Annotated in this window: 27 protein-coding genes; 23 read left to right on the top strand and 4 right to left on the bottom strand. The window is 53.8% G+C overall.

Annotated elements, in window-relative coordinates:
- Positions 1–2 precede the first annotated feature (2 nt).
- Positions 3–875 carry a glycosyltransferase family 2 protein gene (locus tag M2118_RS05825; protein WP_280794988.1) on the bottom strand — a complete coding sequence of 291 codons (873 nt, stop codon included), beginning with the start codon at positions 873–875 and terminating at the stop codon, positions 3–5.
- A 211-nt stretch (positions 876–1,086) separates the two neighbouring features.
- Between M2118_RS05825 and M2118_RS05820 the strand changes: the two genes are divergently transcribed.
- The 7 genes from M2118_RS05820 to M2118_RS05790 all read left to right on the top strand — a co-directional run bounded on the left by M2118_RS05820 (position 1,087) and on the right by M2118_RS05790 (position 8,606).
- Positions 1,087–1,560, top strand: a complete 474-nt coding sequence (locus M2118_RS05820) for a TIR domain-containing protein (protein ID WP_280794987.1) — start codon at positions 1,087–1,089, stop codon at positions 1,558–1,560.
- Between the two features lie 35 nt (positions 1,561–1,595).
- Complete coding sequence (locus tag M2118_RS05815; RefSeq protein ID WP_280794986.1) at positions 1,596–2,090, top strand: hypothetical protein; 495 nt, start codon at positions 1,596–1,598, stop codon at positions 2,088–2,090.
- Between the two features lie 249 nt (positions 2,091–2,339).
- The gene (gene rho / locus M2118_RS05810; RefSeq protein ID WP_280794985.1) at positions 2,340–4,112 is read left to right on the top strand and encodes a transcription termination factor Rho; all 1,773 of its coding nucleotides are present in this window, start codon (positions 2,340–2,342) and stop codon (positions 4,110–4,112) included.
- A gap of 3 nt (positions 4,113–4,115) precedes the next feature.
- On the top strand, positions 4,116–5,195 hold the full coding sequence (prfA, locus tag M2118_RS05805; RefSeq protein WP_280794984.1) for a peptide chain release factor 1: 1,080 nt from the start codon (positions 4,116–4,118) through the stop codon (positions 5,193–5,195).
- A 20-nt stretch (positions 5,196–5,215) separates the two neighbouring features.
- A complete protein-coding gene (gene rffA / locus M2118_RS05800) occupies positions 5,216–6,364 on the top strand; it encodes a dTDP-4-amino-4,6-dideoxygalactose transaminase (protein ID WP_280794983.1) in 1,149 nt (382 codons plus the stop codon).
- Positions 6,364–7,611, top strand: coding sequence for a glycosyltransferase family 4 protein (locus tag M2118_RS05795; RefSeq protein WP_280794982.1), 1,248 nt, complete (start codon positions 6,364–6,366; stop codon positions 7,609–7,611). Before rffA ends, M2118_RS05795 begins: the two co-directional genes overlap by 1 nt.
- Positions 7,611–8,606 carry a glycosyltransferase family 2 protein gene (locus tag M2118_RS05790; RefSeq protein WP_280794981.1) on the top strand — a complete coding sequence of 332 codons (996 nt, stop codon included), beginning with the start codon at positions 7,611–7,613 and terminating at the stop codon, positions 8,604–8,606. Before M2118_RS05795 ends, M2118_RS05790 begins: the two co-directional genes overlap by 1 nt.
- 135 nt (positions 8,607–8,741) lie before the next feature.
- On the opposite strand, the gene epsC is transcribed toward M2118_RS05790, so the two are convergent.
- The 3 genes from epsC to cysK form a co-directional block, all read right to left on the bottom strand.
- The gene (epsC, locus tag M2118_RS05785; protein WP_280794980.1) at positions 8,742–9,326 is read right to left on the bottom strand and encodes a serine O-acetyltransferase EpsC; all 585 of its coding nucleotides are present in this window, start codon (positions 9,324–9,326) and stop codon (positions 8,742–8,744) included.
- 32 nt (positions 9,327–9,358) lie between these two features.
- Complete coding sequence (locus M2118_RS05780; RefSeq protein WP_110234842.1) at positions 9,359–10,534, bottom strand: ATP-binding protein; 1,176 nt, start codon at positions 10,532–10,534, stop codon at positions 9,359–9,361.
- Between the two features lie 135 nt (positions 10,535–10,669).
- Complete coding sequence (gene cysK, locus M2118_RS05775) at positions 10,670–11,605, bottom strand: cysteine synthase A (RefSeq protein WP_280794979.1); 936 nt, start codon at positions 11,603–11,605, stop codon at positions 10,670–10,672.
- Positions 11,606–11,704: 99 nt separating this feature from the next.
- Between cysK and prmC the strand changes: the two genes are divergently transcribed.
- From prmC to M2118_RS05695, 16 genes are all read left to right on the top strand, one after another.
- Positions 11,705–12,604 (top strand): peptide chain release factor N(5)-glutamine methyltransferase, encoded by a 900-nt coding sequence (prmC, locus tag M2118_RS05770; protein ID WP_280794978.1) that lies wholly within the window; start codon positions 11,705–11,707, stop codon positions 12,602–12,604.
- A 30-nt stretch (positions 12,605–12,634) separates the two neighbouring features.
- Complete coding sequence (locus M2118_RS05765; RefSeq protein ID WP_280794977.1) at positions 12,635–13,621, top strand: glycosyltransferase family 2 protein; 987 nt, start codon at positions 12,635–12,637, stop codon at positions 13,619–13,621.
- 50 nt (positions 13,622–13,671) lie between these two features.
- The gene (locus tag M2118_RS05760; RefSeq protein ID WP_280794976.1) at positions 13,672–14,349 is read left to right on the top strand and encodes an L-threonylcarbamoyladenylate synthase; all 678 of its coding nucleotides are present in this window, start codon (positions 13,672–13,674) and stop codon (positions 14,347–14,349) included.
- Positions 14,350–14,352: 3 nt separating this feature from the next.
- Positions 14,353–15,690, top strand: a complete 1,338-nt coding sequence (locus M2118_RS05755; RefSeq protein WP_280794975.1) for an MraY family glycosyltransferase — start codon at positions 14,353–14,355, stop codon at positions 15,688–15,690.
- Positions 15,691–15,692: 2 nt separating this feature from the next.
- A complete protein-coding gene (locus M2118_RS05750) occupies positions 15,693–16,142 on the top strand; it encodes a hypothetical protein (RefSeq protein ID WP_280794974.1) in 450 nt (149 codons plus the stop codon).
- A gap of 115 nt (positions 16,143–16,257) precedes the next feature.
- Positions 16,258–17,517 carry a Fic family protein gene (locus tag M2118_RS05745; RefSeq protein ID WP_280794973.1) on the top strand — a complete coding sequence of 420 codons (1,260 nt, stop codon included), beginning with the start codon at positions 16,258–16,260 and terminating at the stop codon, positions 17,515–17,517.
- Between the two features lie 212 nt (positions 17,518–17,729).
- Positions 17,730–18,560, top strand: coding sequence for a F0F1 ATP synthase subunit A (gene atpB, locus M2118_RS05740; RefSeq protein WP_432418384.1), 831 nt, complete (start codon positions 17,730–17,732; stop codon positions 18,558–18,560).
- 46 nt (positions 18,561–18,606) lie between these two features.
- Positions 18,607–18,843 (top strand): ATP synthase F0 subunit C, encoded by a 237-nt coding sequence (gene atpE / locus M2118_RS05735; protein ID WP_096380363.1) that lies wholly within the window; start codon positions 18,607–18,609, stop codon positions 18,841–18,843.
- Positions 18,844–18,871: 28 nt separating this feature from the next.
- Positions 18,872–19,420 (top strand): F0F1 ATP synthase subunit B, encoded by a 549-nt coding sequence (locus M2118_RS05730; protein WP_110232966.1) that lies wholly within the window; start codon positions 18,872–18,874, stop codon positions 19,418–19,420.
- Positions 19,420–20,217, top strand: a complete 798-nt coding sequence (locus M2118_RS05725) for a F0F1 ATP synthase subunit delta (protein ID WP_110232967.1) — start codon at positions 19,420–19,422, stop codon at positions 20,215–20,217. Before M2118_RS05730 ends, M2118_RS05725 begins: the two co-directional genes overlap by 1 nt.
- Before the next feature lie 58 nt (positions 20,218–20,275).
- Positions 20,276–21,916 carry a F0F1 ATP synthase subunit alpha gene (gene atpA / locus M2118_RS05720; protein WP_280794972.1) on the top strand — a complete coding sequence of 547 codons (1,641 nt, stop codon included), beginning with the start codon at positions 20,276–20,278 and terminating at the stop codon, positions 21,914–21,916.
- A 50-nt stretch (positions 21,917–21,966) separates the two neighbouring features.
- Entirely contained in the window at positions 21,967–22,866 is a 900-nt protein-coding gene (locus M2118_RS05715) for a F0F1 ATP synthase subunit gamma (RefSeq protein WP_280794971.1), read from the top strand.
- A gap of 38 nt (positions 22,867–22,904) precedes the next feature.
- Positions 22,905–24,407 (top strand): F0F1 ATP synthase subunit beta, encoded by a 1,503-nt coding sequence (atpD, locus tag M2118_RS05710; RefSeq protein ID WP_280794970.1) that lies wholly within the window; start codon positions 22,905–22,907, stop codon positions 24,405–24,407.
- Positions 24,408–24,409: 2 nt separating this feature from the next.
- Positions 24,410–24,679, top strand: coding sequence for a F0F1 ATP synthase subunit epsilon (locus M2118_RS05705; RefSeq protein ID WP_277494327.1), 270 nt, complete (start codon positions 24,410–24,412; stop codon positions 24,677–24,679).
- A 77-nt stretch (positions 24,680–24,756) separates the two neighbouring features.
- A complete protein-coding gene (locus tag M2118_RS05700) occupies positions 24,757–25,584 on the top strand; it encodes a YaaA family protein (protein WP_280794969.1) in 828 nt (275 codons plus the stop codon).
- Positions 25,585–25,660: 76 nt separating this feature from the next.
- Positions 25,661–25,852, top strand: a complete 192-nt coding sequence (locus M2118_RS05695) for a hypothetical protein (RefSeq protein ID WP_280794968.1) — start codon at positions 25,661–25,663, stop codon at positions 25,850–25,852.
- Positions 25,853–25,859: the final 7 nt, after the last annotated feature.

Here is a 25,859-nt window from a genome sequence, read left to right as displayed (position 1 = left end):
TTCTACGTTGTTGCTTTTCTAGCCTGGAACCAGAAGCGCAGCGCCAACCCTAAGCGAATCACTCCGCGTACTGGCGCCCACAGAATGCCTTTGTATTTCACTTGGATAAAGCGCATGGCGCTTTCATGGTGAATGCGCAGCATGGTCTTCTTGATGGCTTTGGTGGATTCGCCACCGATGTGGGTTATCGAGACCTCGGGAACATAGAGGTTTGTGTACCCCATCTTCCCTAGGCGGTAGCCCAGGTCTACGTCTTCGAAATACATGAAGTAGTGGTCGTCAAAGCCGCTTACTTGAGCGAAGAGGTCACGGCGCACTGCCAAGCAAGCACCTGATACCCATCCAGTAGAAACTGTTTTGTTCTGCAGGTGTGCTTCAGAAAGATAGCTCTTGGTCCACGGGTTGGAAAGCCAAATATTCGCAAAGAGTGCGTGCCCAACACCGTTGCGGATGGATGGAATTGATCGCGCTGAGGGATAAACCGAGCAGTCTTCGTTGTAAATCCGAGGCCCAGCCACGCCAACGGTGGAGTCCTGGACTGCATTTCTCAGTGCTGTAACTGTCTGTGGATTGAGTTCACTGTCTGGATTGCACACCAGCAAAGTAGTGAATTCTTCAGGAAGTAGAGGAACTGCTTTATTCACAGCTGAACCGTAGCCCACGTTGTTATCGAGTTTGAGCAAGTTGACGCAGAGTTTCTTGGTGAGTTTCTCAGTAGCAGCAATGTCTGCAGAGTTATTGTCCACCACAGTAATTTGGCTGGGGGAGTACACCGAATTCACTGCACTAGCGAGGAAGTCTGCCAACTGCGCGCTGGAGTTGTAGCTCACGGTAATGATGGCTACATCGTTGGAGGGAGAAAATTTGGACTTCATAAAATTAATCTGCTGACAAGGATACAAGGATGGCTGAAGAACAAGTTCATTACTTCTTTTTGGAAGGCAAAATTTCACGATGGAGCTCAAACGAATTCGTCAAGATCCCCTGAATGTTTATTAAGTTGTGGGCAAACATTCATTAGGTTTATAAAATAATGAATTCTCTTAGCAAGGATTCAGAAAAATTCTTGAATTATTTGGGGGACTTATGGCAGAAAAAGTATTTTTCTCTTTTCACTATGAGAGGGATGTTCATCGAGTTCAAATGGTTCGAAATATTAACGCGATACATGGTGAACCCTCAGTGGAACCGCAGAAGTGGGAAGAAGTTAAAAAAGGTGGAGATGCTGCCATAGAAAATTGGGTTGCGACTCAAATGAAAGGAAAATCTGCTTGCATAGTTCTCCTGGGGACTCAAACATGTAATCGTCTTTGGGTTCAGTATGAAATTAATCATGCTTGGAAGACAGGCACTCCGTTATTGGCAATCCGTATTCATGGGCTGCCTTCAATGTCTAAAGGCCCAGATAATCCGGGCCCCTCCCCGTTTAAGCCAGAGTTTCAGATTCCCGTATTTGATCCAACTGTTAAAGATTTGTTTGGAAATATAGATCCATCGAGGACTTATAACAATTTGGCGAGAAATATAGAGACTTGGTCAAAATCAGGCAGAATCAGATGACTTTTATTGCTGGGTGATTATCGGAGAATTAGCAAATGGCAAAAGAAAATACTCTGAGTCAAGAGGACAAGCGGACTCACTTGGCGTTTATTCAAGGCGTTATTTTGAGAATGTCGGCAGCATCTTCAAATACGAAAAGTTGGCTGATACCGGTTGTCGCCGGGGCCTACGCATATGCATTGACAACAAAGTCAATTGAGGTCGCTATTTTGGGCTTCATCAGTGTAATTTGCTTCGCATTTCTAGATGCAAATTATTTATCTTCTGAGCAGAAATATGTGAAGTTGTATGAGCTAGTTGCAAATGGAGACTCCAGAGTGCCTCCATTTTCCCTGGATGTTTCAGTAGTGAACGAAGCTAAAACAGCAAAAAGTGCGAAAAAAAGTAAAAATATTCAGCACAAGAAATCATGGCTGCCGAGCAAAACTGCTGTCTTATCTTGGTCTATAGCGCCTTTTTATGGAATGTTGTTGATTACAGGATTATGTATTTCTGGCTACCTAACTGCTATAAATCTTGCATTTTGCTAGCCGACATTAATTGAGAATTAATCCCTGGTCATTTTAGATATTCATTTTCTCAAGGAATCGCTTGGGCTGCTACTATGTGAGTGCACCGGTTGAAGTCGCGAAATCTCGCGAAAGCCTCCCGGAGCATTCACCAGTTCGATATCGAACTTCTGTAACACCCCATTTCGCACTACCTCCACACAGCCCACATTTATTAGATGCAGTGGCTTGGAAAAGCTCTAGTGCTCTAAATATCTATAAGGAGAACTCATGTCTGAGAACTCGATCAATGAAACCCCCGCTGCAGAAGCAGCACCCCGCAAGCGCACTTCTCGTCGTGCAACCGTAACTGCTCCCGTGGCATCTGCTGATGCAGTGTCCGGTGCTGTTTCGGTGAGTGCTTCAAACCACGTGAACTCTGGCGATGCCGGTGTTCCTGCACTGGCACCTGCTCTGCAGGCCAGCGCTGAGGAGGCACCACGTCGAGGACGTGGCCGCCCAGCCAAGAAGACTGTTGAAGCTTCTGCTGAAGCCCCCGCAGCCGAATCTGCAGCACCAGCTGAGACTGGCGAAGCAGGCCCACGTCGTGGACGTGGCCGCGGTCGGAATGCTGATGCTGTTGAAAGCAACGGCGACGCTGAGAACAACACCTCTTCAGAGGGTGGATCTGAGAGCGACAACGCCGAAGGCGATCGCCCCAGCCGTAACCGTAACCGTAACCGCAACCGTCGCGACCGCAACGATCGCACCGAGGGCGAGAACGGTAACCGTAACAACGGTCCCGAGTCCGAGGGCGAAGAGCGCTTCGACCGAAATGACCGCAACAACCGCAACAACCGTCAGCGTGACCGCCGCCGCGGTGGCCGCATGGGCGACGAAGTTGAACCAGAAATCCTCGAAGACGACGTACTGATCCCTATCGCAGGTATCTTGGACGTTCTCGACAACTACGCATTCGTGCGCACTTCCGGTTACCTTCCTGGAAACAACGACGTCTATGTCTCGCTCGGCCAGGTCAAGAAGTACAACCTGCGCAAGGGTGACGCTGTTATTGGTTCTATCAAGCAGCCACGCGATGGCGAAGGCTTCGGTCGTCAGAAGTACAACGCACTGGTCAAGATTGATTCCATCAATGGTCAGACCATTGAAGAAGCAGCAACCCGCGTCGACTTCCAGTCCTTGACTCCTCTTTACCCACAGGAGCGCCTGCGCCTGGAGACCGAGTCTTCCAAGATCACTGGTCGCATCATTGACCTGGTTTCGCCTATTGGTAAGGGTCAGCGAGGTCTGATCGTTGCACCACCCAAGGCGGGCAAGACCATCGTCATGCAGCAGATTGCCAACGCCATCGCTCAGAACAACCCTGAGGTTCACCTCATGGTTGTTCTCGTCGACGAGCGACCAGAAGAAGTCACTGACATGGAACGCACCGTCAAGGGTGAAGTTATTGCTTCAACCTTCGACCGTCCCGCAGAAGACCACACCATGGTGGCAGAGCTCGCTATCGAGCGCGCAAAGCGCCTCGTCGAGCTCGGCCAGGATGTTGTCGTTCTCCTGGACTCCATTACCCGCCTGGGCCGCGCATACAACCTGGCAGCTCCTGCTTCCGGTCGTATTCTTTCCGGCGGTGTGGACGCAGCTGCACTGTATCCACCTAAGAAGTTCTTTGGTGCTGCCCGCAACATTGAGAACGGTGGTTCGTTGACCATCATCGCTTCGGCACTGGTTGAGACCGGTTCGAAGATGGACGAAGTCATCTTCGAAGAGTTCAAGGGCACCGGCAACATGGAGCTTCGCCTCTCACGTTCACTCGCGGACAAGCGCATTTTCCCTGCCGTTGACGTCAACGCTTCCGGTACTCGCCGCGAAGAGATGCTGATGGGTCCCGACGAAGTCAAGGTCACCTGGAAGCTTCGCCGCGCCCTTGCTGGTCTTGACCAGCAGCAGGCGCTGGAAAGCGTTGTGGGTAAGCTCAAGGACACTGCAACCAACGTTGAGTTCCTCATGTTGATGCAGAAGTCCAACGCTTCCAAGGAGGACTAAGCCGTGCTTTCTTCTGTACAAGGCCTTCTCGCCGAGTACGAAGAGCTGCAGGTTCAGCTCTCCGACCCGGCCGTGCACGCTGACGCGTCACGTTCGAAGAAGCTCAACCGCCGTTATGCCGAAATCAGCCAGATCAAGATTGCCTATGAGCGCTTGACCACGTTGGAAGAGGACTTGGCTGCTGCCAAGGAACTTGCCAAGGAAGACGAAGCATTCGCTGCTGAGATTCCTGCACTCGAGGAAGCAATTCCTGGTGCACAGGAAAAGCTACGTCGTCTACTTATTCCTCGTGACCCTGATGATGGCCGTGACGTGATCATGGAAATCAAGGGTGGTGAAGGTGGTGCAGAAAGCCAGCTCTTCGTAGCTGACCTTCTGCGCATGTATCTCCACTATGCAGAGTCCAAGGGCTGGAAGACAGAAGTTCTGGATAAGACGGAATCTGACCTCGGTGGTTTCAAGGACGTTCAAGTTGCCATCAAGGGCAACTCGAACGACCCAGCACAGGGTGTCTGGGCTCACCTGAAGTATGAAGGTGGTGTACACCGCGTACAGCGCGTGCCCGCTACTGAGTCTCAGGGACGTATCCACACCTCAGCTGCTGGAGTTTTGGTCTTCCCTGAAGTCGACGAGCCTGAAGAAGTCGCTATCAACCAGAATGACCTCAAGATCGATGTGTATCGCTCGAGTGGTCCTGGAGGACAGTCTGTGAACACCACTGACTCTGCCGTGCGCATTACCCACCTTCCTACTGGAATCGTGGTCTCGATGCAGAACGAAAAGAGCCAGCTTCAGAACCGTGAAGCCGGTATGCGCGTGCTCCGCGCGCGCATCCTTGCTCGCCAGCAGGAGGAAGCAATGGCGGAAGCCAGTGCGGCACGTAAAGAGCAGATCCGCACCGTGGACCGTTCAGAGCGAATTCGCACCTACAACTTCCCTGAGAACCGTATTGCTGACCACCGCACCGGTTACAAGTCCTACGACTTGGACCGCGTGATGGACGGTGCTGTGGAGCCGGTAATTCAGTCTTGTATTGCTGCTGATGAAGAATCGCGCTTGGCAGCTTTGGGCGACCAAAACTAGTTCAGAACTAGACTCAAAACATGTCTGCAGACGACGCATTGACACCGATTCTGTTCTCGGTGCCTTTCCGTGCGCCTGCGGCGCCGGACAATCTCGCAGCCGTTATTGCTTCTGACCATGTTCATGGTGATGGCCCCTTTACCAAGTCTGCTTCGGCAAAGATGGTGGAGCTCACGGGTTCACCAACGGTTCTGCTCACCACTTCAGGAACTGCTGCTTTAGAGATGGCAGTTCGCCTTCTGGGTATTGGTGAAGGCGACGAAGTAATTGTCCCCAGTTTCACTTTCTCTTCTGGCGCTGCTTCTATCGTTGCCGCCGGGGGAGTGCCGGTCTTCGTGGATATCGAAGGTGACAGCGGAAACGTTGACCCTGCTGAGGTAGAAAAGGCAATTACTGCCAAGACAAAAGCCATCTCTGTCATGCACTACGGCGGAGCACCTGTGGATATGGATGCCATCATGGCTATCTCACGCAAGCACAACATCCCCGTGATTGAAGACAATGCTCATGGCTTAGCTGTGAAGTCACGTTTTGGTGCCCTCGGAACTATCGGTTCAGTTGCAATCCAAAGCTTCCATGACACCAAAAACGTGCACTGTGGTGAAGGTGGAGCAGTACTGATCAATGACCCAGCTCTCGTTGAAGCTGCAGAGATCATGCGTGAAAAGGGAACAAACCGTTCTAAGTTCTTACGTGGTCAGGTGGACAAATACACCTGGGTTGACTGGGGTTCCAGCTACCTTCCTTCTGAGTTGAATGCAGCAGTCTTAGATGCACAACTTGATGCCTTCGAAGGAATTCAGGAACGCCGTTTTGAGATTTGGAATACCTATTCTTCAGCTCTGACCGAGTGGGCTTCTTCTCTTGGCGGTTCTGTGATGACTCCTGTTGACGGAGAACATGCGGCACACGTGTTCTTTGTGCTCATGCCTGATCAGGACACTCGTGATTCACTTCTTGAGTATCTGCGTAGCAATGGCGTTGTGGGAACGTTCCACTACGTTCCTCTGCATTCAAGCCCTGCCGGAACAAAATATGGTCGGACTGTTAGCTCTCTCGAGAAGACTGATTCCTTTGCTGGCCGTCTTGCTCGCTTGCCGCTCTGGCCCGGAATGACAGATGCTCAGGTTGCCTACGTCATTGACACTGTGAAGGCATTCCAGAAGTAATGTCTGTTATCAAGCGCGCATCAGAAATGCTCAAATATGAGGGCGTTAAGTCCACTGCGTGGCGCGGAGCGAAGTGGTTAACCTCCCGGTCTAACCCTTTTGAGGAAGTGCCTCTGGCCACGGTGTTCAAGCAGGATGTTCTCGCTGTTGACTGGACTCGGGACCGTAACTTCAAGGCAGATAAGCCTGTTAATCCCAATGGAAAGCCCCAGATTGCTTGGGTTATCTCTCCTCCGGGACGCTCAAGTGGTGGCCACCAGAATGCGTATCTGTTCATGCAGTTTCTGGAACAAGCGGGCTACGAAATCACTATCTTTCTATACTCAGCAGGTACTTTCCCCAAGGTGAGTGTTGAGGGCGTGAAGCACATGCTCTCCACCAACTCTGGTTATCCCCAGCTCAACGCTGAATACCGGATGTATGACCCTGAAACGGGCTTGACTGGGGACTTTGATGTCATCGTGGCGACCGACTGGGCAACTGCGTATGCAGCATGGCGTTACGAACGGAATATCCCGAGGATCTATTGGGTACTCGACTTTGAGCCCTACTTCTTCCCTGCAGGTCCTGACTACGTCGTGGCGGAGAACTCTTACCGTCTCGGTTACCACGGAATCACGATCGGTTCGTGGCTTGCCGCGAAGCTGAAGCGTGATTACGGAATGCCCACAGACTTCTACGAATACGCCGTTGATGCTGTTCGTTATACCCGCACCAACGATGCTGAACGCAACGAAATCTTGTTCTATGCTCGCCCCACGACTCCTCGTCGTGGCACCGAGTTTGGGCTCTTGGTTTTGGAAGAAGTCCACCGCAGGCGTCCTGACATCACCATCAACATTGCTGGTTGGGATATGTCTAAAGCGGGTATTGAATTCCCCTTTGTAAACCATGGAACCCTGCAGGTTTCTCAACTTCCAGAGCTCTATAACCGTTGTGGTGCTGCACTTGTTCTGTCATTGACATGCATGTCGTTGCTTCCCCTTGAAGTCATGGCTTGTGGCGTCGTTCCCGTGGTCAACGATGGTGAAAACACCCGCATGACATTGCGTGATGACCCACGTATTGAGTTTGTGCCCATGTCCCCAGCACTCATGGCAGATCGCATCATTGCTGCCTTAGATCGCCCAGATCAGGTTGAGTATTCGCGTTCCTTGGCTAAATCTGCTGAAGGTGGCTCGTGGAACGATGCCGGTGCACATGTTGTGGCCACCTTCGACAAGATCATCAAGCGCAAGAAGAAGTAATGCCCCTCGTTACTCCAGAGAGTAAGAAGACGGTTGATGCAACCGTCTTCATTCCTACTTTCAACGGAGAGAAGTATCTGGATCGCTTGCTTCATGCAGTTGAGTCCCAAGATTTTGCCGGCAACTTCGAAATCCTCGTCATTGACTCTGGTTCAAGCGATGCCACACTCGACATCATTGGAACCCACCCAGCAGTTCGTTTGGCGGAGATTCCTGGTTCAGAGTTTGGTCACGGCAAGACACGTAACCTCGCTGCCAAGTTGGCTCGTGGTACCAATATTGCCTATCTCAGTCACGACGCTATTCCAGTTGATTCCTATTGGCTCACCAACATCACAGCTCCACTGGACCCTGCAGGTTTGGATTGTGTGGGGGTAGTGGGGAAGCACATCGCAAGAGCTAATTGTTCACCACTGTTGAAGTATGAAATCGATGGCGTTTTCAGGGCCTGCGGCCCAGACGGTGTAACTACCCTCATAGATGGAGCGATTTCTAAAGCCAACGAATTGACTCCGGGGGAGTTGTTTTACTCCGACGTGAACTCAGCTACTCGTCGCGAGTTCTTGCTCAACACCATCCCCTACCGCGACGTGAAATACAGCGAAGATATGGCTTTTGCTCGAGATCTGCTCGAAGCTGGTTACCGCAAGGCGTATGCGGCAACTGCCGTGGTTGAGCACTCAAATGACGTCACGTTCAGTGAATATGGCAAGCGCATTTTTGACGAGAATCTGGGTATGCGTCGCGTGGGCGAAGGTCGACAGTCATTGTCGTGGGCACAAGCCAAGCTTCGCTCTGTGAGAGATGTGCTTGTGTGCTGGGGCAAGATTCTGCGAGATAGTGACTACAGCATCTGGGCTAAAGCTCACTGGCTCTTTGTCAATCCTGCTTATGCCTGGACAAAGTGGGTCAACATTCACCGAGCACTCAATGTCTCGCTGGATGACGGTAAGAAGATTGCGAAGTATTCATTGGAAGTTTCACGAGCGAAATAATCCACTGCAGCTTAAATGAGCAATCCCTCACTGCCGCAGCATATTCGTGAGGGACCAAGTCGACTGTCGGATTTCTCAGAGAATCAAACTCTTGCTGTTTATTATTTTACCTGTATGTAGAGCTTTTGGAACTATTTAAATAAACATGGCGGGATCAACCCATGCACGACCGTTGTCCTCGACTACGTCACCTGGCACCGCCACCTTGCCGTTACGTGGGCGGGCAATACCTGGAATGCCCACAACCTGTGAGTCAGCAGGAACGTCCTTGACAACAACTGCATTGGCGCCAATGGCGCTGTTGTGACCAACGGTGAGTGGACCTAGGACTTTGGCGCCTGCTCCAATAGTGACATTGTTCTCGATGGTGGGGTGGCGCTTACCTTGTTCCAGAGAACGCCCACCAAGTGTGACTCCGTGATAGATCATCACGTCGTCACCGATTTCTGCAGTTTCACCGATCACAACACCCATCCCGTGGTCAATGAAGAAACGACGACCAATGGTTGCACCTGGGTGAATTTCCACGCCAGTCCATAACCGTGAGCACTGCGATCCCACACGTGCAAGGAATTTGAAGCCGTGAGTCCACAGCCAGTGGTGCCAGCGGTGTGCCCAGACAGCGTGAAGACCAGAGGCAACAACCCAGGTCTCAAACGACGAGCGAGCAGCTGGGTCGTGTGAGCGCGCGTTGGCGATGTCTTCACGGATATTGAGCATAAGACTTACAAGGCTATCTAAGTTCTAAAAAACTATTCGTCAGTTTGTCGATTGATGAACTCAACCATTCCAGGAACGGTAAATGCTACGACCCCATGTTCGGGGGCGTAGATTATGCCTTTTGAAATCAAATTTGCCCTAGCGGGCCCAAGGCTTTCAATCTTTCGCCCCATGCGAGAGGCGACTTCACTAGACATAGCTGAATTATTTCCCTCTGCAGCAACGGCACGGAGATATTCTTTTTCTTTGGTAGTGGCGCGATCCCAGCGGGACCGGAAGAACCCACCGTCTAATTCCCGTTGTCCAAACTCAACTCCTTGTTGAGCATCTTGGAGAGAAATCGGGTCGGAATCCGCGGCGATCCATGAATCATGTCCAAATTGCTGGATGTAATAGGGATATCCGCTTGCTGCGTTAATCACATAATCTCGAGCACTGTCTTCCCACCCGATTCCTTCACTAGCAGCAGGTGAGGTGAGCGCTAACCGCGCATCTTCAAGGGGTAATTCTCGAATTTCATGATAATCAAAAAGCCGTTCTGTATAAGACTTCGCTTCAGAAAACAATCTTGGCAGGCTTGGAAGTCCGGCAACGGCAGCTAGAAATGCCCAACCTTCTTGCCCAGCGCGATGAGTAACTGCAGCTAGAACAGCGAGTTCTTCTTCCTCCAGGTCTTGAGCTTCATCGACCAATAGTGTGAAGCCCAAGCCGAGATCTTGCGCTGCGCTGGAGACGTCGTGGACGAGTTTAAACATGTCAGATTCTAAGTTTCCTGAATCCGCACCTCCGCCTGGTTGATCACTTAGGTCGATACCAAAGCTGAAGTTTCCAGAATTAGGATCGAACGTCGTTTTGAAACTCGCGAGTGTTTTGAAAGCTTTTAGCATTCGTTCTTTTGCGCCTGGCCTTGCGAAATCTGCAAGAACTTGATGTAGCTCCAGGCTCAGTCTTTCCCGAAGAGTTTGTCCAGCCCCGGCTTCAAATTTAACTACTATCCATTCGTGTTTCTTTGCTTCTCTGGAAAATTCAGCAAGCAGAACGGTTTTGCCGACACCTCGTAAACCGTATAGGCAAAAAGATCTTGCGTCCCGACCATTTTCGATTCGCTGCAGACTAGATTTCCATCTGTCCAGAGTTTGGTCTCTTCCAACAAGTTCAGTCGGCTTTCGACCAGCGCCAGGGGAGTAAGGGTTCGTTCCATGTTCCATATGTAACATTTTATAAGTACTTATAAGAAAAAACTATAAATGCTTATAAATTGTTATAAACGGGTTCATGCGTAATCACTATTAACCCAAGAACCCCCGTAAGACTTCGTCAAACGGGGGTTCTGAATAGAGGGGCTAGTCCTTAAAAGGCTCCCACAGTGCGGTGGAGACATAGCGCTCGCCATAGTCGCAGACGATGGCAACGATGGTCTTGCCTGCGTTCTCTGGACGCTTGGCAACCTCAGTTGCTGCGTAGAAGATAGCTCCGGTGGAAATACCCGCCAAGATGCCTTCTTCCGCAGCCAGGCGGCGAGCAAACTCAATCGACTGGTCAAAGTTGACGTCGAATACCTCGTCATAAACGGTGGTGTCGAGGATGGGGGGAACGAAGTTCGCACCAATGCCCTGGATCTTGTGAGGACCAGGAGCGCCACCGTTGAGAATGGGGGACTCTTCGGGCTCAACAGCAATGATCTGAACGTTGGGGTTGAGTTCCTTGAGGCGCTGACCGGTACCAGTAATGGTTCCACCAGTTCCCACACCTGCAATGAAGATGTCTACCTTGCCGTCGGTGTCTGCCCAGACCTCTTCGGCAGTAGTTGCGCGGTGGATAGCTGGGTTTGCAGCGTTCTCAAACTGACGAGCCAGGATTGCACCAGGGGTGTTAGCCACGATCTCTTCTGCGCGAGAAACAGCACCGCGCATACCCTCAGAACCTGGGGTGAGGACAACTTCAGCACCGTATGCGCGCACCAATACGCGGCGCTCGATGCTCATGGTCTCTGGCATGGTCAGGATGACCTTGTAGCCGCGAGCTGCGCCCACTAGGGCAAGAGCAATACCGGTGTTACCGGAGGTTCCCTCAACGATGGTTCCACCTGGCTTGAGCTCACCAGACTTCTCTGCGGCGTCAATGATTGCCTTGCCCAGGCGGTCCTTGACGGAGTTGCCGGGGTTGTAGAACTCGAGCTTGGCGTAAACCGTGGCGCCAGCGCCCTTGGTCAAGCTGTTGATGCGCACCAGCGGGGTGTTGCCAGTGAGCTCTGTGATGTTGTCATACAGACGAGCCACGATGAACCTGTTTCTCTACTAAGTGGGTGGTACTAAAGCGTTCTTTGATTATGTGGCACACACGCACCCCCGCATAGTTCTGTTACGTTCAAAGACATTATGAATTCCACACCTCATGCCGACGACATTGCCCTCACTGATCTTCGTCAGTGGGCAATGGAGCAGTTGAGTGCTGCCGGGATTCTGGAAGCAGACGTGGATGCCGGGCTACTTATTGGTCACATTCTGGGCTGGAGCCGCGGTGAACTCGCCTCCAAGCTGGTCACGGGCTTCACCGTGCCAGGTGAATCTGCGCTTGCTATTCGTCAGCTTGTCGAACGCCGCGCTGGCCGCGAACCCCTCCAACACATCTTGGGTGTCGCCTGGTTTAGGTCGATGACGCTCCAGGTTGGCCCAGGCGTTTTTGTTCCTCGTCCCGAGACGGAACAGCTCGCTGGAATGGCCATTGATGCCTTACGTTCTCTGGCGGAGCCTTCGCCCATTGGTGTAGACCTCGGAACAGGTTCTGGTGCTATTGCCCTCGCGATGGCAACTGAAGTTCCTCACGCCACCATCTATGCCGTGGAGAAGAGCCCTGAAGCTCTTCCATGGACGTCGAAGAACTTCTCTGCACTGGGTGGCAATAATGCTCACCTAGTACCCGGTGACCTTGCAGGCGAAGAGTTGCTAGCGACCTTCCCTCAGCTTGAAGGCACAGTCGCTGTCATTGCGTCCAACCCTCCCTACATCCCGGTAGATGCCATTCCTCGTGACCCAGAGGTTCAGCTCTTTGACCCCGCACTTGCTCTCTATGGCGGCCAGGACGGTCTTGATGTGGTGCGCCAGGTGTCGCAGGTGGCTTTAGTTCTCGGGCGTCCCGGTGCTGCACTCATGTTGGAGCACGGTGAATTGCAAGGCGCCGATATTCGAGAGATTCTCTCGGCAGACGGATGGCGTGCTACTGCAACACATCGCGACCTGACCGGTCGCGACCGTTACACCACAGCAACCCGCCCGTAGACTGAACCCTGACCTAAGGGGAGTTGACCTGTGGCTATTTCGCCCGAGATTTCGGTGGCAATGTGCACTTACAACGGTGCACCGTTCATCGTGGAGCAGCTGGAGAGCATGGCTGCTCAGACGCTGTTGCCTGCAGAAATCGTGGTCTCGGATGACGGCTCAACTGACGGCACGATTGCTCTAGTCAAGCAAACCTGGGAACGACTTTCTGAGCACAGCTCTGAACTGCGCACAGTGAAATTGACTGTGATCTCAAACAAGACATCCTTGGGCGTCACCAAGAACTTCGAGCAGGCCATTGCCGCAACGACCAAGCCCTACATCTTCTTGGCAGATCAAGATGACCTGTGGTTCCCGCAGCGCTTGGAAGTGGAAACTGCCCAGCTGAAAGCAGGGGCAGGTTTTGTCTTCGGCGATGCCCAGTTGGTTAACTCCAGCGGAGAGCCACTCGGCCACTCTCTCTTTGAAGCGTTGTCACTCTCTTCTGCAGAACGAGCGGGGATTGTTTCTCACCCCGTAGATGTTCTAATCAAGCGCAACATTGTGACCGGTGCTACTGCTGCCTTCTCACGTTCGGTCTTCGATAAAGCCGCGCCTTTTCCTTCTGGCTGGGTTCATGACGAGTGGCTGGCCATGGTTGCTGCACTCTCAGGTGAGCAGTTCGCTGTGACGGAATCACTGATTGGCTATCGCCAACATGATTCCAACCAAATTGGTGTGAAGAAAAACACACTTTCTACTCGCATGGCCAAGCTACGCGCTGAAGGGGCAGAACGTAATGCTCGCCTGTTGGCTCGCATCACGTCACTTTCTGAGCGGGCGAGTGAACTCGGTGCTTCAGCATCCGCACTGTCGTTGATCGCTTCGTCGCTGAAACTCCAACAGGCACGCTCTTCCTACCCACGCTACCGGGCTATTCGCTGGGTTCCTGTGCTTGGTCAAGTCCTCACAGGGCGCTATTTCCGAGTGAGCAATGGACCCCGTGACATCTTGCGTGATTTGGTTCAGCCGCTCTAAGGCGCTGTTCCAACTTCGCTTTAAACTTCGACGCGTAAACTGTCAGAGTTATGTCTCGCATCTACGACTGCTCGGATAATTCCGAACTCCTCACCGGCATGCGGCTTGCTCGCCAAGCCGTGGCGAAGGGTCAGCTTGTCGTCATTCCCACAGACACTGTCTATGGCGTGGGAGCTAATGCATTCAGTCCAGAAGCAGTGCAACTGCTTCTGGAGGCCAAAGGCCGCGGGCGTCAGTCGCCTCCTCCTGTGTTGATGCCATCGGCAGCAACGATGGATGGTCTTGCGCAGAACATTCCTGACGAAGTCCGCTCTCTTGCTGCGGCATTCTGGCCTGGCGGGCTCACCATCGTGCTCGAAGCACAACCTTCACTGGCATGGGACTTGGGTGACACCAACGGCACAGTTGCTGTTCGTGTCCCAGCACACCCTGTTGCGCTTGAACTTCTGGCAGAAACCGGACCGCTTGCGGTCTCTTCGGCGAACCTCACAGGTGAACCTGCAGCGACAACTGCTTCTGGTGCTCATGATCAGCTGGGTGCTCGTGTTGAGGTTTATCTCGACGGGGGTGAAGCAACCGAAGGGCTAGCTTCTACCATCGTGGATGCCACTGCGCTTTCTCGCGGCACCGGCGGTATTCGCATTCTTCGTGATGGTGTTGTCACCGCAGCACAGCTCCGTGACGTCATTGGTGACACACTCGAGCCTTCGACTGAAGCGGTGGGCTAACTCGTGTTCATGCTCGCGCTCATGGCCTTCGCCTCGGCAGTGGTCACCTTCGGGTTCTCATATGTCATTCGTCGCCTGAGCCTGAAATACAAGCTTTATCCCAAGATTCGTGAGCGTGACGTTCACACTCGCCCCACCCCTCGTTTGGGTGGCGTGGCGATGTTCCTCGGGATCTTGCTGTCCTTCGCCGTGGCAAGTCAGATTCCGTTTTTCCGGGTTGTCTTTGCAGAGCCAGGTCCTGTGCTGGCCATCATGGGCGCGGCTTTTCTCATCGTGGTTGTCGGAGTTCTCGATGACATCTGGGATTTGGACTGGACCATCAAGCTCGCTGCCCAGTTAGGTGTTGCAGCACTTGTTGCCTGGCAGGGTGTTCAGATTCTGTCGCTTCCCATTGGCGGCATCACGGTGGGTTCCCCCACCATGTCTTTCCTGCTGACCATTTTTGTCATTGTTCTAGTCATGAACGCCGTCAATTTCATTGACGGCCTCGATGGTCTTGTTGCTGGTGTCTCACTGATCTCTAACGGTGTCTTCCTGATCTATAGCTACCTGCTTGCCCGTGAGACCAGCCCCTCCAACTATTTCAACCTGGCTTCGTTGATTGCTGCAGTTCTGGTGGGTGCGTGTGCTGGGTTCTTACCCTTCAACTGGCACCGTGCCCGGTTGTTCATGGGAGATGCGGGTTCCATGCTGGTGGGTCTGCTCATGGCAGTGGCCGGTATTGCCGTCACAGGGCAGATTGATCCAGGCGGTTTCACCGAGACCGGCTTAGGTAAGTCGCAGCTACTTCCTGCTTTCTTACCCATCATGTTGCCGTTCGCCATTCTGCTTCTCCCGTTGGCTGACTTCTCCCTTGCCGTGCTGCGCCGGGTGAGCGCGGGTAAGTCTCCCTTCACTGCTGACCGCAAGCATTTGCACCACCGTCTGCTCGACATGGGGCATTCACACTTGCAAGCTGTACTGATTCTTTACAGCTGGACTGCCGTTGTTTCTATCGGCTTCTTGTTGTTCTTCATTGTGAAGCCATATGCCATCGCGATTGTGTTTTTGATTGTGGGAACGATTGTCAGCGCAGTGCTGACCATCCTGCCTTTGACGCGTCGCCAGCGCGTGGAGAAGACAATTCAGTCCCTCAAGGACGACGCTGTCCTGGCTGAGTATGACCCGCTAGATGCAGCCAGCAACAAGTTCGAGGACGATGTTCCAGTTCCTGCCGAGGAAGTTATTGCCGGAGCTACCGGTCAGATTGAACTGGACGGCATCGTGACCCGCGGCTCAGGCAAGAAGTCATCCTCTAATTCACAACCCACATTCGCAGACGAGAAAGATACCGACAAGTAGTCATGACTAATCCTGAAACCTCACGCGTACTGCCTCCCGGTGTTCCGAGCTCTGTTCCCGTGCTGCGCCGCACGCTGGCCTATGGCTTCGCTTTCGCCGCAGCGATTGCTGTGGTGGGCGGAGTGATCGGCCTGCTCGTTGCCGGCCCCATTGCGGCATGGTCTGCAGTTATTGGTGCGGCTATGGCTGGGGTGTTCTTAGGTATTACTGCGCTGAGCATTTTGATTGCTGTGCGCTTCGACATCGTGGCATTCTTCGGAATTGTGCTGGGCGCCTGGCTTTTGAAGTTCGTGGCGTTCATCGTGGCAGCGCTTGCGCTGCGCGACCAGCCCTGGATCAACCCGACTGCCCTGTTCTTGTCTCTCATCGCCGGCGTCATTGCCTCGCTCGTGGTGGATGTGGTCGTCGTGATGAAGACCCGCATGCCCTACGTCTCAGACCTCAGTCGTTAGCTACAGTCAGCGGCCTCGCTGCTCTTGAAATATCCTGTCGGTTCGTGTTCCTATTTCTCGGTTAGATGCTCTAAAGTAGAAATATAAGCTTCCTTTTTCTACGTCAGGAGTCACCATGGGTACTTACGTAGAGAGGCTGTGGCAACCAGAAGACACTGGTGGACTCAGTCGCAAAGATCGAGCAGCAGGGCGCTATCTGGCATATGTTCCAGACGAGCTCAGCCTGAGGTTGCCTCAACTGGGTGAACGCGCACAATCTGCAGCAGAAGATGCACTGGTGGTTTTGGCCCGCGCTGATGAGCGAGTGGGTAGCCGTGGTGGCTACCTGAGCCATTTACTTATCCGCTCCGAGAGCATCTCCTCATCCTGGATTGAAGGTAACCGAGTCACCCCCAAAAAACTTGCTATCGCAGAATCGTTGAAACAGGGGACTCAGGCCGCACTTGATGTTGTGGCAAATGTTCGCGCAACTGAACAAGCAATCGCTGAACTCTCGGAACACACCCGCGAGATCACAACGGCTGACCTGTGTGCGCTTCAGCACGTGATTGAGCCACGACTTGAATATGGGCTCCGCACAGAACAGAACTGGGTGGGGGGATCTGGTTGGAGCCCGCTGAGGGCCCAGTATGTGCCGCCGCCAGAAAGTGATGTGCCACGCCTTGTTGACAACTTGGCACAATTCATCACCGCCACCGAGGGGAATCCGGTTGTGCGGGCAGCCATTGCTCACGCTCAGTTTGAAACCATTCACCCCTTCGTCGATGGCAACGGTCGAACAGGTCGAGCGCTTATTCACTCCGTGCTCAGAAGAGCTGATGCGGTAAGGAACTCTCTCATTCCCATCAGCACAGTTTTTGCCGGAAATGTGGACGCATATATTTCTGGGTTGACGGGATTTCGCCAAGAACCTGCTTTGTTAGACGAATGGGTCATTGCATTTGCTGAAGCGACGGAACGTGCCGCAGCAAATGCTGTGAAGTTAGCTCAGCTCGTTTCTGAACTCGATGAAGAACTAGCAGAGCAATTCGTTTCTTTTCGGCGTGAAAGTGGTGTTGTCCCCAATGCTCCGCGTCGTGATGCGGTGACGGTCAAAATACTTGACACTCTTGCAGAGGAACCGGTGTTGACTGCGGAGTCTGTGACAAGCAGATTTGGTGTTTCGCCGGCATCTGCGCATCGGGCACTGGGAGAGCTTGAAGCGGCGAAAATACTCTCCCGCACCAAGGACCACAAGGGTAAGTTGCTCTGTTGGACTGCTGATCGGTACCTCTCTCTCGTGGCGTTGACAGAACGCAGCAATCGTGTGGGTGGCGTCGATACGCAAGGAAAGAAAATTCGTCTCGGACCGCCGGCTCCCGCACGGGAGCAGTAGGCCAACGCAGACGGAACATTCCGCTGACCGGTAAGTCTTTTTTAGATTGGGTCAGCCGCACTTTTTCCCTGTAAAGTCTTGAGTAATCCCTCGCACCATCTGCGGATCAATCACCCACGTTTCGACAACGAAGCCAAACGAGATTGAACTGCTGGGGGGATCCCGCATGTTCGTCGACGCGAGAGCAGAAGCTCCACGCCCCGAAACAGGAGATAGCGCTGCTAGTAAACGCTGTAACCAAGCTCGTCACCTCTTCAGGGGATGGCTCGAGCTTTCAGGGTCCGTCAATTACGGAATTCTTTCCTCCCGCGATCTTCTTTGCTGGTACTCCTTTCGAGATCAACCGCATCATCCTGATCCGCTTTGCTATGGCAGCGATTTTGATCCTGCTGTTCTGGCTTGCTACACGAAACATGAAGCTTGTTCCTGGCAAGGGACAGTCTCTGGCTGAGATGGCACTGGACGTTGTCCGCGTCAACATCGCTGAAGACCTATTGGGTAAGAAGGACGGCAAGCGCTTCCTTCCCCTGCTCACCGCCATCTTCTTTACAGTGCTGGCCATGAACATCCCGGGTATCTTCCCTGGTATGAACGTGGCAGGTTCGTCACTGTTCGGTCTTCCTCTGACTCTTGCTGTGGTGGCCTACGTCACCTTCATCTACGCAGGTTTGAAGAAGCACCCCGGAACCTTCCTCAAGGCGTCGTTGTTCCCACCAGGAGTTCCCTGGCCTATCTACATCATCGTGACCCCGATTGAGTTCTTCTCAATCTTCATCCTGCGTCCGATTACTCTCGCTCTTCGTCTTTTGATGAACATGGTTGCCGGCCACTTGCTGCTGGTTCTCTGCTTCTCAGCAACAGACTTCTTCTTCTTCTCTGCGGCGCTGGACCAGGCTGCGTGGGCTCGTTTCTTCGGAATCGGAACCTTCGCATTCGGCTTCGTCTTCACCGCATTTGAAATTCTTGTTGCAGTACTGCAGGCATACGTCTTCACGCTGCTCACAACGGTCTACATCCAGCTCGCGCTGGCTGAGGAACACTAAACGATTTAGGCATCCGCCTAAATCGACCACACGGAAGGAAACAATCGTGGACGCAACATCGGTTCTCGCCGAAATCAACGGCAACATTGCCACCGTCGGCTACGGTCTCGCAGCCATTGGCCCCGCTATCGGCGTAGGTATCGTCGTTGGCAAGACCATTGAGTCGGTTGCTCGTCAGCCTGAGCTCGCAGGTCGTCTTCAGGTTCTGATGTACCTGGGTATCGCTTTCACCGAGGCACTTGCCTTCATCGGTATCGCGACCTACTTCATCTTCACCAACTAGTCATCTACCCGTTCGACACGGAGGCATCATGCTTCAGGCACTAATCGTGGCTTCAACAGAGGAAACACCAAACCCTCTGTTGCCAGCACCGTACGACATGGTTTGGTCGGCGGTCGTCTTCGCGATCATCCTCATCTTCTTCTGGAAGAAGGTGCTCCCCAACGTTTCAGCCATGCTGGAAGCGCGTGGAGCAGCTATCGAGGGAAACATCGAGAAGGCAGATGCTGCTCAGCGTGAAGCTGAGGAAGCCCTTGCTAAGTACACCGCGCAGCTCGCTGACGCTCGTGCTGAGGCAGGCAAGATCCGCGACGCTGCTCGTGCAGACGGCGCCAAGATCGTGACTGAGGCAAAGGATCTCGCGTCAACCGAGGCAGCTCGCATCACTGCGACTGCAAAAACTCAGATCGAAGCTGAGCGCCAGAGCGCACTCGTTTCGCTCAAGAGTGAGGTTGGCTCGCTGGCCATCGACCTGGCTTCGGGCGTTATCGGTGAGGCTCTCACCGACGACAAGAAGTCCAAGGCACTCGTTGACCGCTTCCTTGCTGACCTCGCAGCTTCGGAGAAGGCAGCTAAGTAATGGGTAGCGCAAGCAGACACGCAATCACTAGCTCCAAGGCAGCACTTGCTGGCTTGGGAGCAAAGGCAAACCTGGCATTGGGCGAACAGCTCTTTGCTGCTGGTCGTGCCTTCGCTGAGTCTGCCCAATTGCGCGCCGTACTAGCTGACCCTGCTGTTCCTGCAGCCGACAAGTCTTCCCTTCTGGGCAAGGTTTTCGGCAAGGGACTGGATGCCACCGCGTCCAAGCTGCTGGGACAGATCGTCTCTGATCGCTGGTCGAGCCAGGATGACCTGCTCGCCGGTGTCGAAGAAATCGCTATCCGCGCTGCTGTGTCGGGTTCCAAGAAGAATGAAGCTGTAGACGCTGAGCTGTTCGCGTTCTCTCGTGCCGTGTCGAGCGACGCAGAACTCGAGCTCAGCCTAGGTTCCAAGCTTGGTAACCCCGACGCTAAAGCCGCTCTCGTAGTCAAGCTGCTCAAGGGCAAGGCATCGGCGGCAACTATTGCCATCGTGTCTGCGCTTGTTCAGCAGCCTCGTGGTCGCCGCATTGGCGCCCTGCTCTCTTACGCTGCAGACATTGTTGCGGACCAGGCAGGCGCTTCCATTGCAACCGTGACCAGTGCGCAGCCTATTGCTGCAGCGCAGCTCACCAGCCTGGGCAAGTCCCTGGCGAAGGTCTACGGACGCGAGCTCAACATCAACCTCATCATTGATCCTGCGATTATCGGTGGCTTGCGCGTGCAGGTCGGCGATGACGTGATTGATGGTTCAGTTTCGTCCCGTATTCAAGAACTGCGACTCCAGCTCGCTGGATAGCCGGTAACACTTACCAAAACCTCTCAGTCAACCGACTGAATCAGACAAGGAAAACACAATGGCAGAACTTACGATCAGCCCCAACGAGATCCGCGACGCTCTCAAGGACTTCGTTTCTTCCTACAAGCCCACCAAGGCTTCGAAGACCGAAGTTGGCCACGTCATCGACGCAGCCGACGGTATCGCACACGTTGAGGGCCTGCCCGGTGTGATGGCTAACGAGCTCATCCGCTTCGCAGATGGCACTCTTGGTCTCGCCCTGAACCTCGACGAGAACGAGATCGGTGTTGTTGTCCTCGGTGAGTTCACCGGCATCGTGGAAGGTATGGAAGTAACCCGCACTGGCGAGGTTCTCTCCGTTCCCGTAGGCGAAGGCTACCTCGGTCGCGTGGTTGACCCACTGGGTAACCCCATCGATGGTCTTGGTGACATCAAGAAGATTGAGGGCCGTCGTGCTCTCGAGCTTCAGGCTCCTGGCGTGATGCAGCGTAAGTCGGTGCACGAGCCCATGCAGACCGGTATCAAGGCAATTGACGCCATGATCCCCGTTGGTCGTGGACAGCGTCAGCTCATCATTGGTGACCGTCAGACTGGTAAGACCGCTATTGCGATCGACACCATCATCAACCAGAAGGCTAACTGGGAGTCCGGCGACACCAACAAGCAGGTTCGCTGCATCTACGTTGCTATCGGCCAGAAGGGTTCCACGATTGCTGCTGTGAAGGGCGCACTCGAGGACGCTGGCGCAATGGAGTACACCACCATCGTGGCTGCTCCTGCATCTGACCCCGCAGGTTTCAAGTACCTTGCTCCTTACACTGGTTCTGCCATTGGTCAGCACTGGATGTATGGCGGCAAGCACGTCCTCATCATTTTCGATGACCTCTCCAAGCAGGCTGAGGCATACCGTGCAGTTTCCTTGCTGCTTCGCCGTCCACCAGGACGTGAGGCATACCCCGGTGACGTCTTCTACTTACACTCCCGTCTGCTGGAGCGTTGTGCAAAGCTCTCTGACGAGCTCGGTGCAGGTTCGATGACTGGTCTTCCCATCATCGAGACCAAGGCAAACGACGTCTCGGCATACATTCCCACCAACGTGATCTCGATCACCGATGGCCAGATCTTCCTTCAGTCGGACCTGTTCAACGCGAACCAGCGTCCAGCCGTTGACGTAGGTATCTCGGTTTCTCGTGTGGGTGGTGACGCTCAGGTCAAGTCGATCAAGAAGGTCTCCGGTACCTTGAAGCTCGAACTCGCTCAGTACCGTTCACTCGAGGCATTCGCGATGTTCGCATCCGACCTTGACGCCGCAAGCCGTCGTCAGCTGGCTCGTGGTGCTCGTCTGACCGAACTGCTCAAGCAGCCTCAGTACACCCCCTACCCCGTTGAGGACCAGGTTGTATCGATCTGGGCTGGTACCACCGGCAAGCTCGATGAGGTTCCCGTTGAGGACATCCTGCGCTTTGAGCGTGAGTTCCTGGACTACCTCGGTCGCAAGACCAAGGTTCTGACCACTCTGCGCGACACCAACGTGCTCGATGACAAGACTGTCGAAGACCTCGAGAAGGCAGTTGTTGCTTTCAAGAAGGAATTCCAGGCAGGCGACGGTTCTTCACTGGCTTCGGTTGGTAAGGAAGAGTTCACCGCCATCGACGCTGACGAAGTCAATCAGGAAAAGATCGTCAAGAAGAAGCGCTAAGCGCCTTTTCACTGACATCAATCACCTTTTAGAGAAACCACAGGAGAGACATGGGAGCGCAACTTCGGGTCTATAGGCAGAAAATTCGTTCTGCCCAGACGACCAAGAAGATCACGCGTGCAATGGAGCTGATCTCTGCCTCGCGCATTCAAAAAGCGCAGGCACGCGTTCTGCAGTCCACGCCCTACTCGCGTGCGATCACTCGCGCCGTGTCGGCTGTTGCCACGTACACCAACGTGTCACACATCCTCACGACCGAGCCTGAAAAGATTCAGCGCGCAGCAGTTGTGATCCTTGCATCTGACCGCGGTCTTGCTGGTGCGTTCAGCTCACAGGTTCTGCGCGAATCGGAGCAGCTCGCTGAGCTTCTTCGTGAGCAGGGCAAGGAAGTTGTGTACTTCCTGGTTGGCCGCAAGGCAAACGCTTACTTCTCCTTCCGCCAGCGTCCCGCTGAGCGTATTTGGACCGGTGGCACTGACCAGCCCGTTTTCGAAACTGCGCAGGAAATTGCTGCCTCCGTTCTCGAAAGCTTCCTGCGCGACTACGCAGACGGTGGCGTGGATGAAATCCACGTTGTTTACAACCGTTTCGTTTCCATGGTTTCTCAGGTTCCCACCGTTGTGCGCATGCTTCCGTTGGAAGTTGTCGAAGGTGTCGAAGCTCCTGGTGAAGAAGAAGTTCTTCCCCTCTACGAGTTTGAGCCCGAGGCAGACAAGGTTCTGGATGCACTGCTTCCGGTTTATATCGAAAGCCGCATCTACAACGCGATGCTGCAGTCGGCTGCGTCCGAGCACGCTAGCCGTCAGCGCGCAATGAAGTCGGCAAGCGACAACGCCGACAAGTTGATCCGCGACTACACCCGTCTGGCGAACAACGCTCGTCAGTCCGAGATCACCCAGCAAATTTCCGAAATCGTTGGTGGCGCCGACGCCCTGTCGTCCGCCAAGTAACACAGACTTTCCAAACCCGGTAAGAGAGAAGAAGAGCAATGGCAGCAGCACCAGCTACTAAGGCTAAGACCCCCGCAAAGGCAGCACCTGCTAAGAAAGCAGCGGCTCCTAAGAAGGCAGCAACCGCAACCGGTCGCATCGCCCGCGTGAACGGTCCCGTCGTCGACATCGAGTTCCCACACGACTCGATCCCCGGCATCTACAACGCCCTGGAGACCACGGTCGTCCTCGGCAGCGAGAGCACCAAGCTTGTCCTCGAGGTTGCACAGCACCTCGGTGACGACCTCGTGCGTGCCATTGCCCTCAAGCCCACCGACGGCCTCGTGCGCGGCCAGGAAGTTACCGACACCGGTGCTCCTATCTCCGTGCCCGTTGGTGACGTCACCAAGGGTAAGGTTTTCAACGTCACCGGCGACATCCTCAACGGTAAGCCTGGCGAAAAGATTGACATCAAGGAGCGCTGGCCTATCCACCGCACACCACCAGCATTCGACCAGCTCGAGTCCAAGACTCAGCTCTTCGAAACTGGTATCAAGGTCATCGACCTTCTGACCCCCTATGTTCAGGGTGGAAAGATTGGTCTGTTCGGTGGTGCCGGTGTGGGTAAGACCGTTCTGATTCAGGAAATGATTCAGCGTGTAGCTCAGGACCACGGTGGTGTATCGGTATTCGCCGGTGTGGGTGAGCGTACCCGTGAAGGTAACGACCTTATCCACGAAATGGAAGAAGCAGGCGTCTTCGACAAGACCGCCCTCGTCTTCGGCCAGATGGATGAGCCACCCGGAACCCGTCTTCGTGTAGCACTGTCTGCTCTGACCATGGCGGAATACTTCCGTGACGTTCAGAAGCAAGACGTTCTGCTCTTCATTGACAACATCTTCCGTTTCACCCAGGCAGGTTCTGAGGTGTCGACCCTTCTGGGCCGTATGCCTTCAGCTGTGGGTTACCAGCCCAACCTGGCTGACGAAATGGGTATCCTCCAGGAGCGCATTACCTCGACTCGTGGTCACTCGATTACCTCGCTGCAGGCTATTTACGTTCCTGCGGACGACTACACCGACCCCGCTCCAGCGACCACCTTCGCTCACCTCGATGCAACCACCGAGCTTTCTCGTGAAATCGCATCGAAGGGTCTCTACCCCGCTGTGGACCCACTGACCTCGACCTCGCGCATCATGGACCCTCGCTACTTAGGTGAAGACCACTACCGCGTTGCGACCACCGTCAAGGCGATCCTCCAGAAGAACAAGGAACTCCAGGAAATCATCGCGATTCTTGGTGTTGACGAGCTCTCTGAAGAAGACAAGATCACCGTTTCGCGCGCACGTCGTATTCAGCAGTTCCTCTCGCAGAACACCTACATGGCGAAGAAGTTCACCGGTGTTGAAGGTTCGACCGTTCCCCTCAAGGAAACCATCGAGTCCTTCGACGCTATTGCTAAGGGTGAATTCGACCACGTGGCTGAGCAGGCCTTCTTCAACGTTGGTGCTATCTCTGACGTTGAAGAGCAGTGGGCAAAGATCCAGAAGGAAAACGGCTAATCATGGCTTCTTCTCTCCTTCAGGTCAGCGTCGTAGCTGCCGACCAGGAAGTCTGGTCTGGCGCAGCCTCAATGGTTGTTGCCAAGACCAGCGAGGGCGAGATCGGTATCCTTCCCGGACACGAACCTATGCTGGCGATTCTCGCCGGTGGTGAAGTTCGCGTCACTGCTGAGGACGGCTCGAAGATCACTGCTAACGCAGCTGGTGGCTTCCTTTCGGTTGAAAACAACAACGTTTCTGTTGTTGCTTCTGCCGCAGAATTGGTTGGCTAACGCTTAACCTCTCACACGCTAATGCCCGCGGTCGAAGAGTTTCTCTTCCTGCGGGCGTTTGCACTTAAGGGACAGACATGTTGATTTTGTTACCGCCTTCGGAAACGAAGCGCGACGGGGGAGAGGGTGCTCCTTTGGAGCAGCTTCTTGCCGAAACGGCACTGTCGTTTCCTCAGCTGAACGCCATTCGCAAGCGCGTAGTGGCTGCAACAGTGTCATTGGCGCGCAAGCCCAAGGTCTGTGCTGAAGTTCTCAAGCTGAGCCCTAAGCAGATGGGAGAGGTTGACCGCAACAAGGCGGTCAAGACCTCACCCACCATGCCGGCCATTGATCGTTATACCGGCGTTCTCTATGACGGCCTTGCCGCCATGAATCTCGATGAGCAGGCCCGTGGATTCCTGGCAGAGAACGTGATGATCCAATCCGCGCTTCTAGGGCCCGTGGGAGCTTTAGAGCCCATCCCGGCATATCGACTCTCATTCGACTCCAAACTGCCTGCATTAGCCGCTGGAAGCCTCAAGAAGGCATGGGCAGAGGCAGGAAGCAAGGCGTTGGCCAAGAAGCTCAAGGCAGAACCTAGGCTCGTGCTGGATCTGCGCTCTGAAGGCTATTCAGCCCTCGCCCCTGTTGCACCTGCAGAGAACACGGTCTATCTGCGCGTGGTGACCAAAGGTGAAAACGGTCAGCTGCGTGCGCTGAATCACTTCAATAAGAAGGGCAAGGGCGAGTTTGTTCGTACCCTGGCTAAGGACGCAGCGAATACAAGCAGTATCAACTCCGTTGAGGAGCTCATTACGTGGGCAGCTTCCAAAAACATGATCATGGAACGTGGAGCTGAAGCAACTTCAGAGTGGCCAGCAGAGCTCAACCTGGTTGTTTCTGGAGTCGTTCAGAAGCTCTGCTAATAATGTCAGTGGTTGCTGGCAATCTTTCTTTTAGGAGGGGGCCGCGAAAGCGGTTATTCAACGAAGAAGGAATAACATGGCCCACCATTCCAACGAGAGAGTTATTGATTACGATCAGTTCGTCAAAGACCCTCTGGGATTTATAGAGAAGTACCCACACCAGTTCCTGCTGCTGAAGAAGGGCAAGAAGCTCAAGTCTGTCGCTGTGGCGGCGGCGCTATACGAGCACGTTATTGAAAAGCTCAGCATTGATTGGTCAAAAAAGTGATGATCAG

This window comes from Aurantimicrobium minutum (genome assembly GCF_029892845.1).
In the GTDB taxonomy this organism is placed as follows: Bacteria; Actinomycetota; Actinomycetes; order Actinomycetales; family Microbacteriaceae; genus Aurantimicrobium; species Aurantimicrobium minutum_B.
This window is presented reverse-complemented; position numbering and strand designations above follow the sequence as displayed.

What these genes read in the sequence shown, in the direction of transcription:
- M2118_RS05825 (WP_280794988.1), bottom strand. Translation starts at nt 875, where the DNA reads ATGAAGTCCAAATTTTCTCCCTCCAACGATGTAGCCATCATTACCGTG.
- M2118_RS05820 (WP_280794987.1), top strand. Translation starts at nt 1,087, where the DNA reads ATGGCAGAAAAAGTATTTTTCTCTTTTCACTATGAGAGGGATGTTCAT.
- M2118_RS05815 (WP_280794986.1), top strand. Translation starts at nt 1,596, where the DNA reads ATGGCAAAAGAAAATACTCTGAGTCAAGAGGACAAGCGGACTCACTTG.
- rho (WP_280794985.1), top strand. Translation starts at nt 2,340, where the DNA reads ATGTCTGAGAACTCGATCAATGAAACCCCCGCTGCAGAAGCAGCACCC.
- rffA (WP_280794983.1), top strand. Translation starts at nt 5,216, where the DNA reads ATGTCTGCAGACGACGCATTGACACCGATTCTGTTCTCGGTGCCTTTC.
- M2118_RS05795 (WP_280794982.1), top strand. Translation starts at nt 6,364, where the DNA reads ATGTCTGTTATCAAGCGCGCATCAGAAATGCTCAAATATGAGGGCGTT.
- M2118_RS05790 (WP_280794981.1), top strand. Translation starts at nt 7,611, where the DNA reads ATGCCCCTCGTTACTCCAGAGAGTAAGAAGACGGTTGATGCAACCGTC.
- epsC (WP_280794980.1), bottom strand. Translation starts at nt 9,326, where the DNA reads ATGCTCAATATCCGTGAAGACATCGCCAACGCGCGCTCACACGACCCA.
- M2118_RS05780 (WP_110234842.1), bottom strand. Translation starts at nt 10,534, where the DNA reads ATGGAACATGGAACGAACCCTTACTCCCCTGGCGCTGGTCGAAAGCCG.
- prmC (WP_280794978.1), top strand. Translation starts at nt 11,705, where the DNA reads ATGAATTCCACACCTCATGCCGACGACATTGCCCTCACTGATCTTCGT.
- M2118_RS05760 (WP_280794976.1), top strand. Translation starts at nt 13,672, where the DNA reads ATGTCTCGCATCTACGACTGCTCGGATAATTCCGAACTCCTCACCGGC.
- M2118_RS05750 (WP_280794974.1), top strand. Translation starts at nt 15,693, where the DNA reads ATGACTAATCCTGAAACCTCACGCGTACTGCCTCCCGGTGTTCCGAGC.
- M2118_RS05745 (WP_280794973.1), top strand. Translation starts at nt 16,258, where the DNA reads ATGGGTACTTACGTAGAGAGGCTGTGGCAACCAGAAGACACTGGTGGA.
- M2118_RS05730 (WP_110232966.1), top strand. Translation starts at nt 18,872, where the DNA reads ATGCTTCAGGCACTAATCGTGGCTTCAACAGAGGAAACACCAAACCCT.
- M2118_RS05725 (WP_110232967.1), top strand. Translation starts at nt 19,420, where the DNA reads ATGGGTAGCGCAAGCAGACACGCAATCACTAGCTCCAAGGCAGCACTT.
- atpA (WP_280794972.1), top strand. Translation starts at nt 20,276, where the DNA reads ATGGCAGAACTTACGATCAGCCCCAACGAGATCCGCGACGCTCTCAAG.
- M2118_RS05715 (WP_280794971.1), top strand. Translation starts at nt 21,967, where the DNA reads ATGGGAGCGCAACTTCGGGTCTATAGGCAGAAAATTCGTTCTGCCCAG.
- atpD (WP_280794970.1), top strand. Translation starts at nt 22,905, where the DNA reads ATGGCAGCAGCACCAGCTACTAAGGCTAAGACCCCCGCAAAGGCAGCA.
- M2118_RS05705 (WP_277494327.1), top strand. Translation starts at nt 24,410, where the DNA reads ATGGCTTCTTCTCTCCTTCAGGTCAGCGTCGTAGCTGCCGACCAGGAA.
- M2118_RS05700 (WP_280794969.1), top strand. Translation starts at nt 24,757, where the DNA reads ATGTTGATTTTGTTACCGCCTTCGGAAACGAAGCGCGACGGGGGAGAG.
- M2118_RS05695 (WP_280794968.1), top strand. Translation starts at nt 25,661, where the DNA reads ATGGCCCACCATTCCAACGAGAGAGTTATTGATTACGATCAGTTCGTC.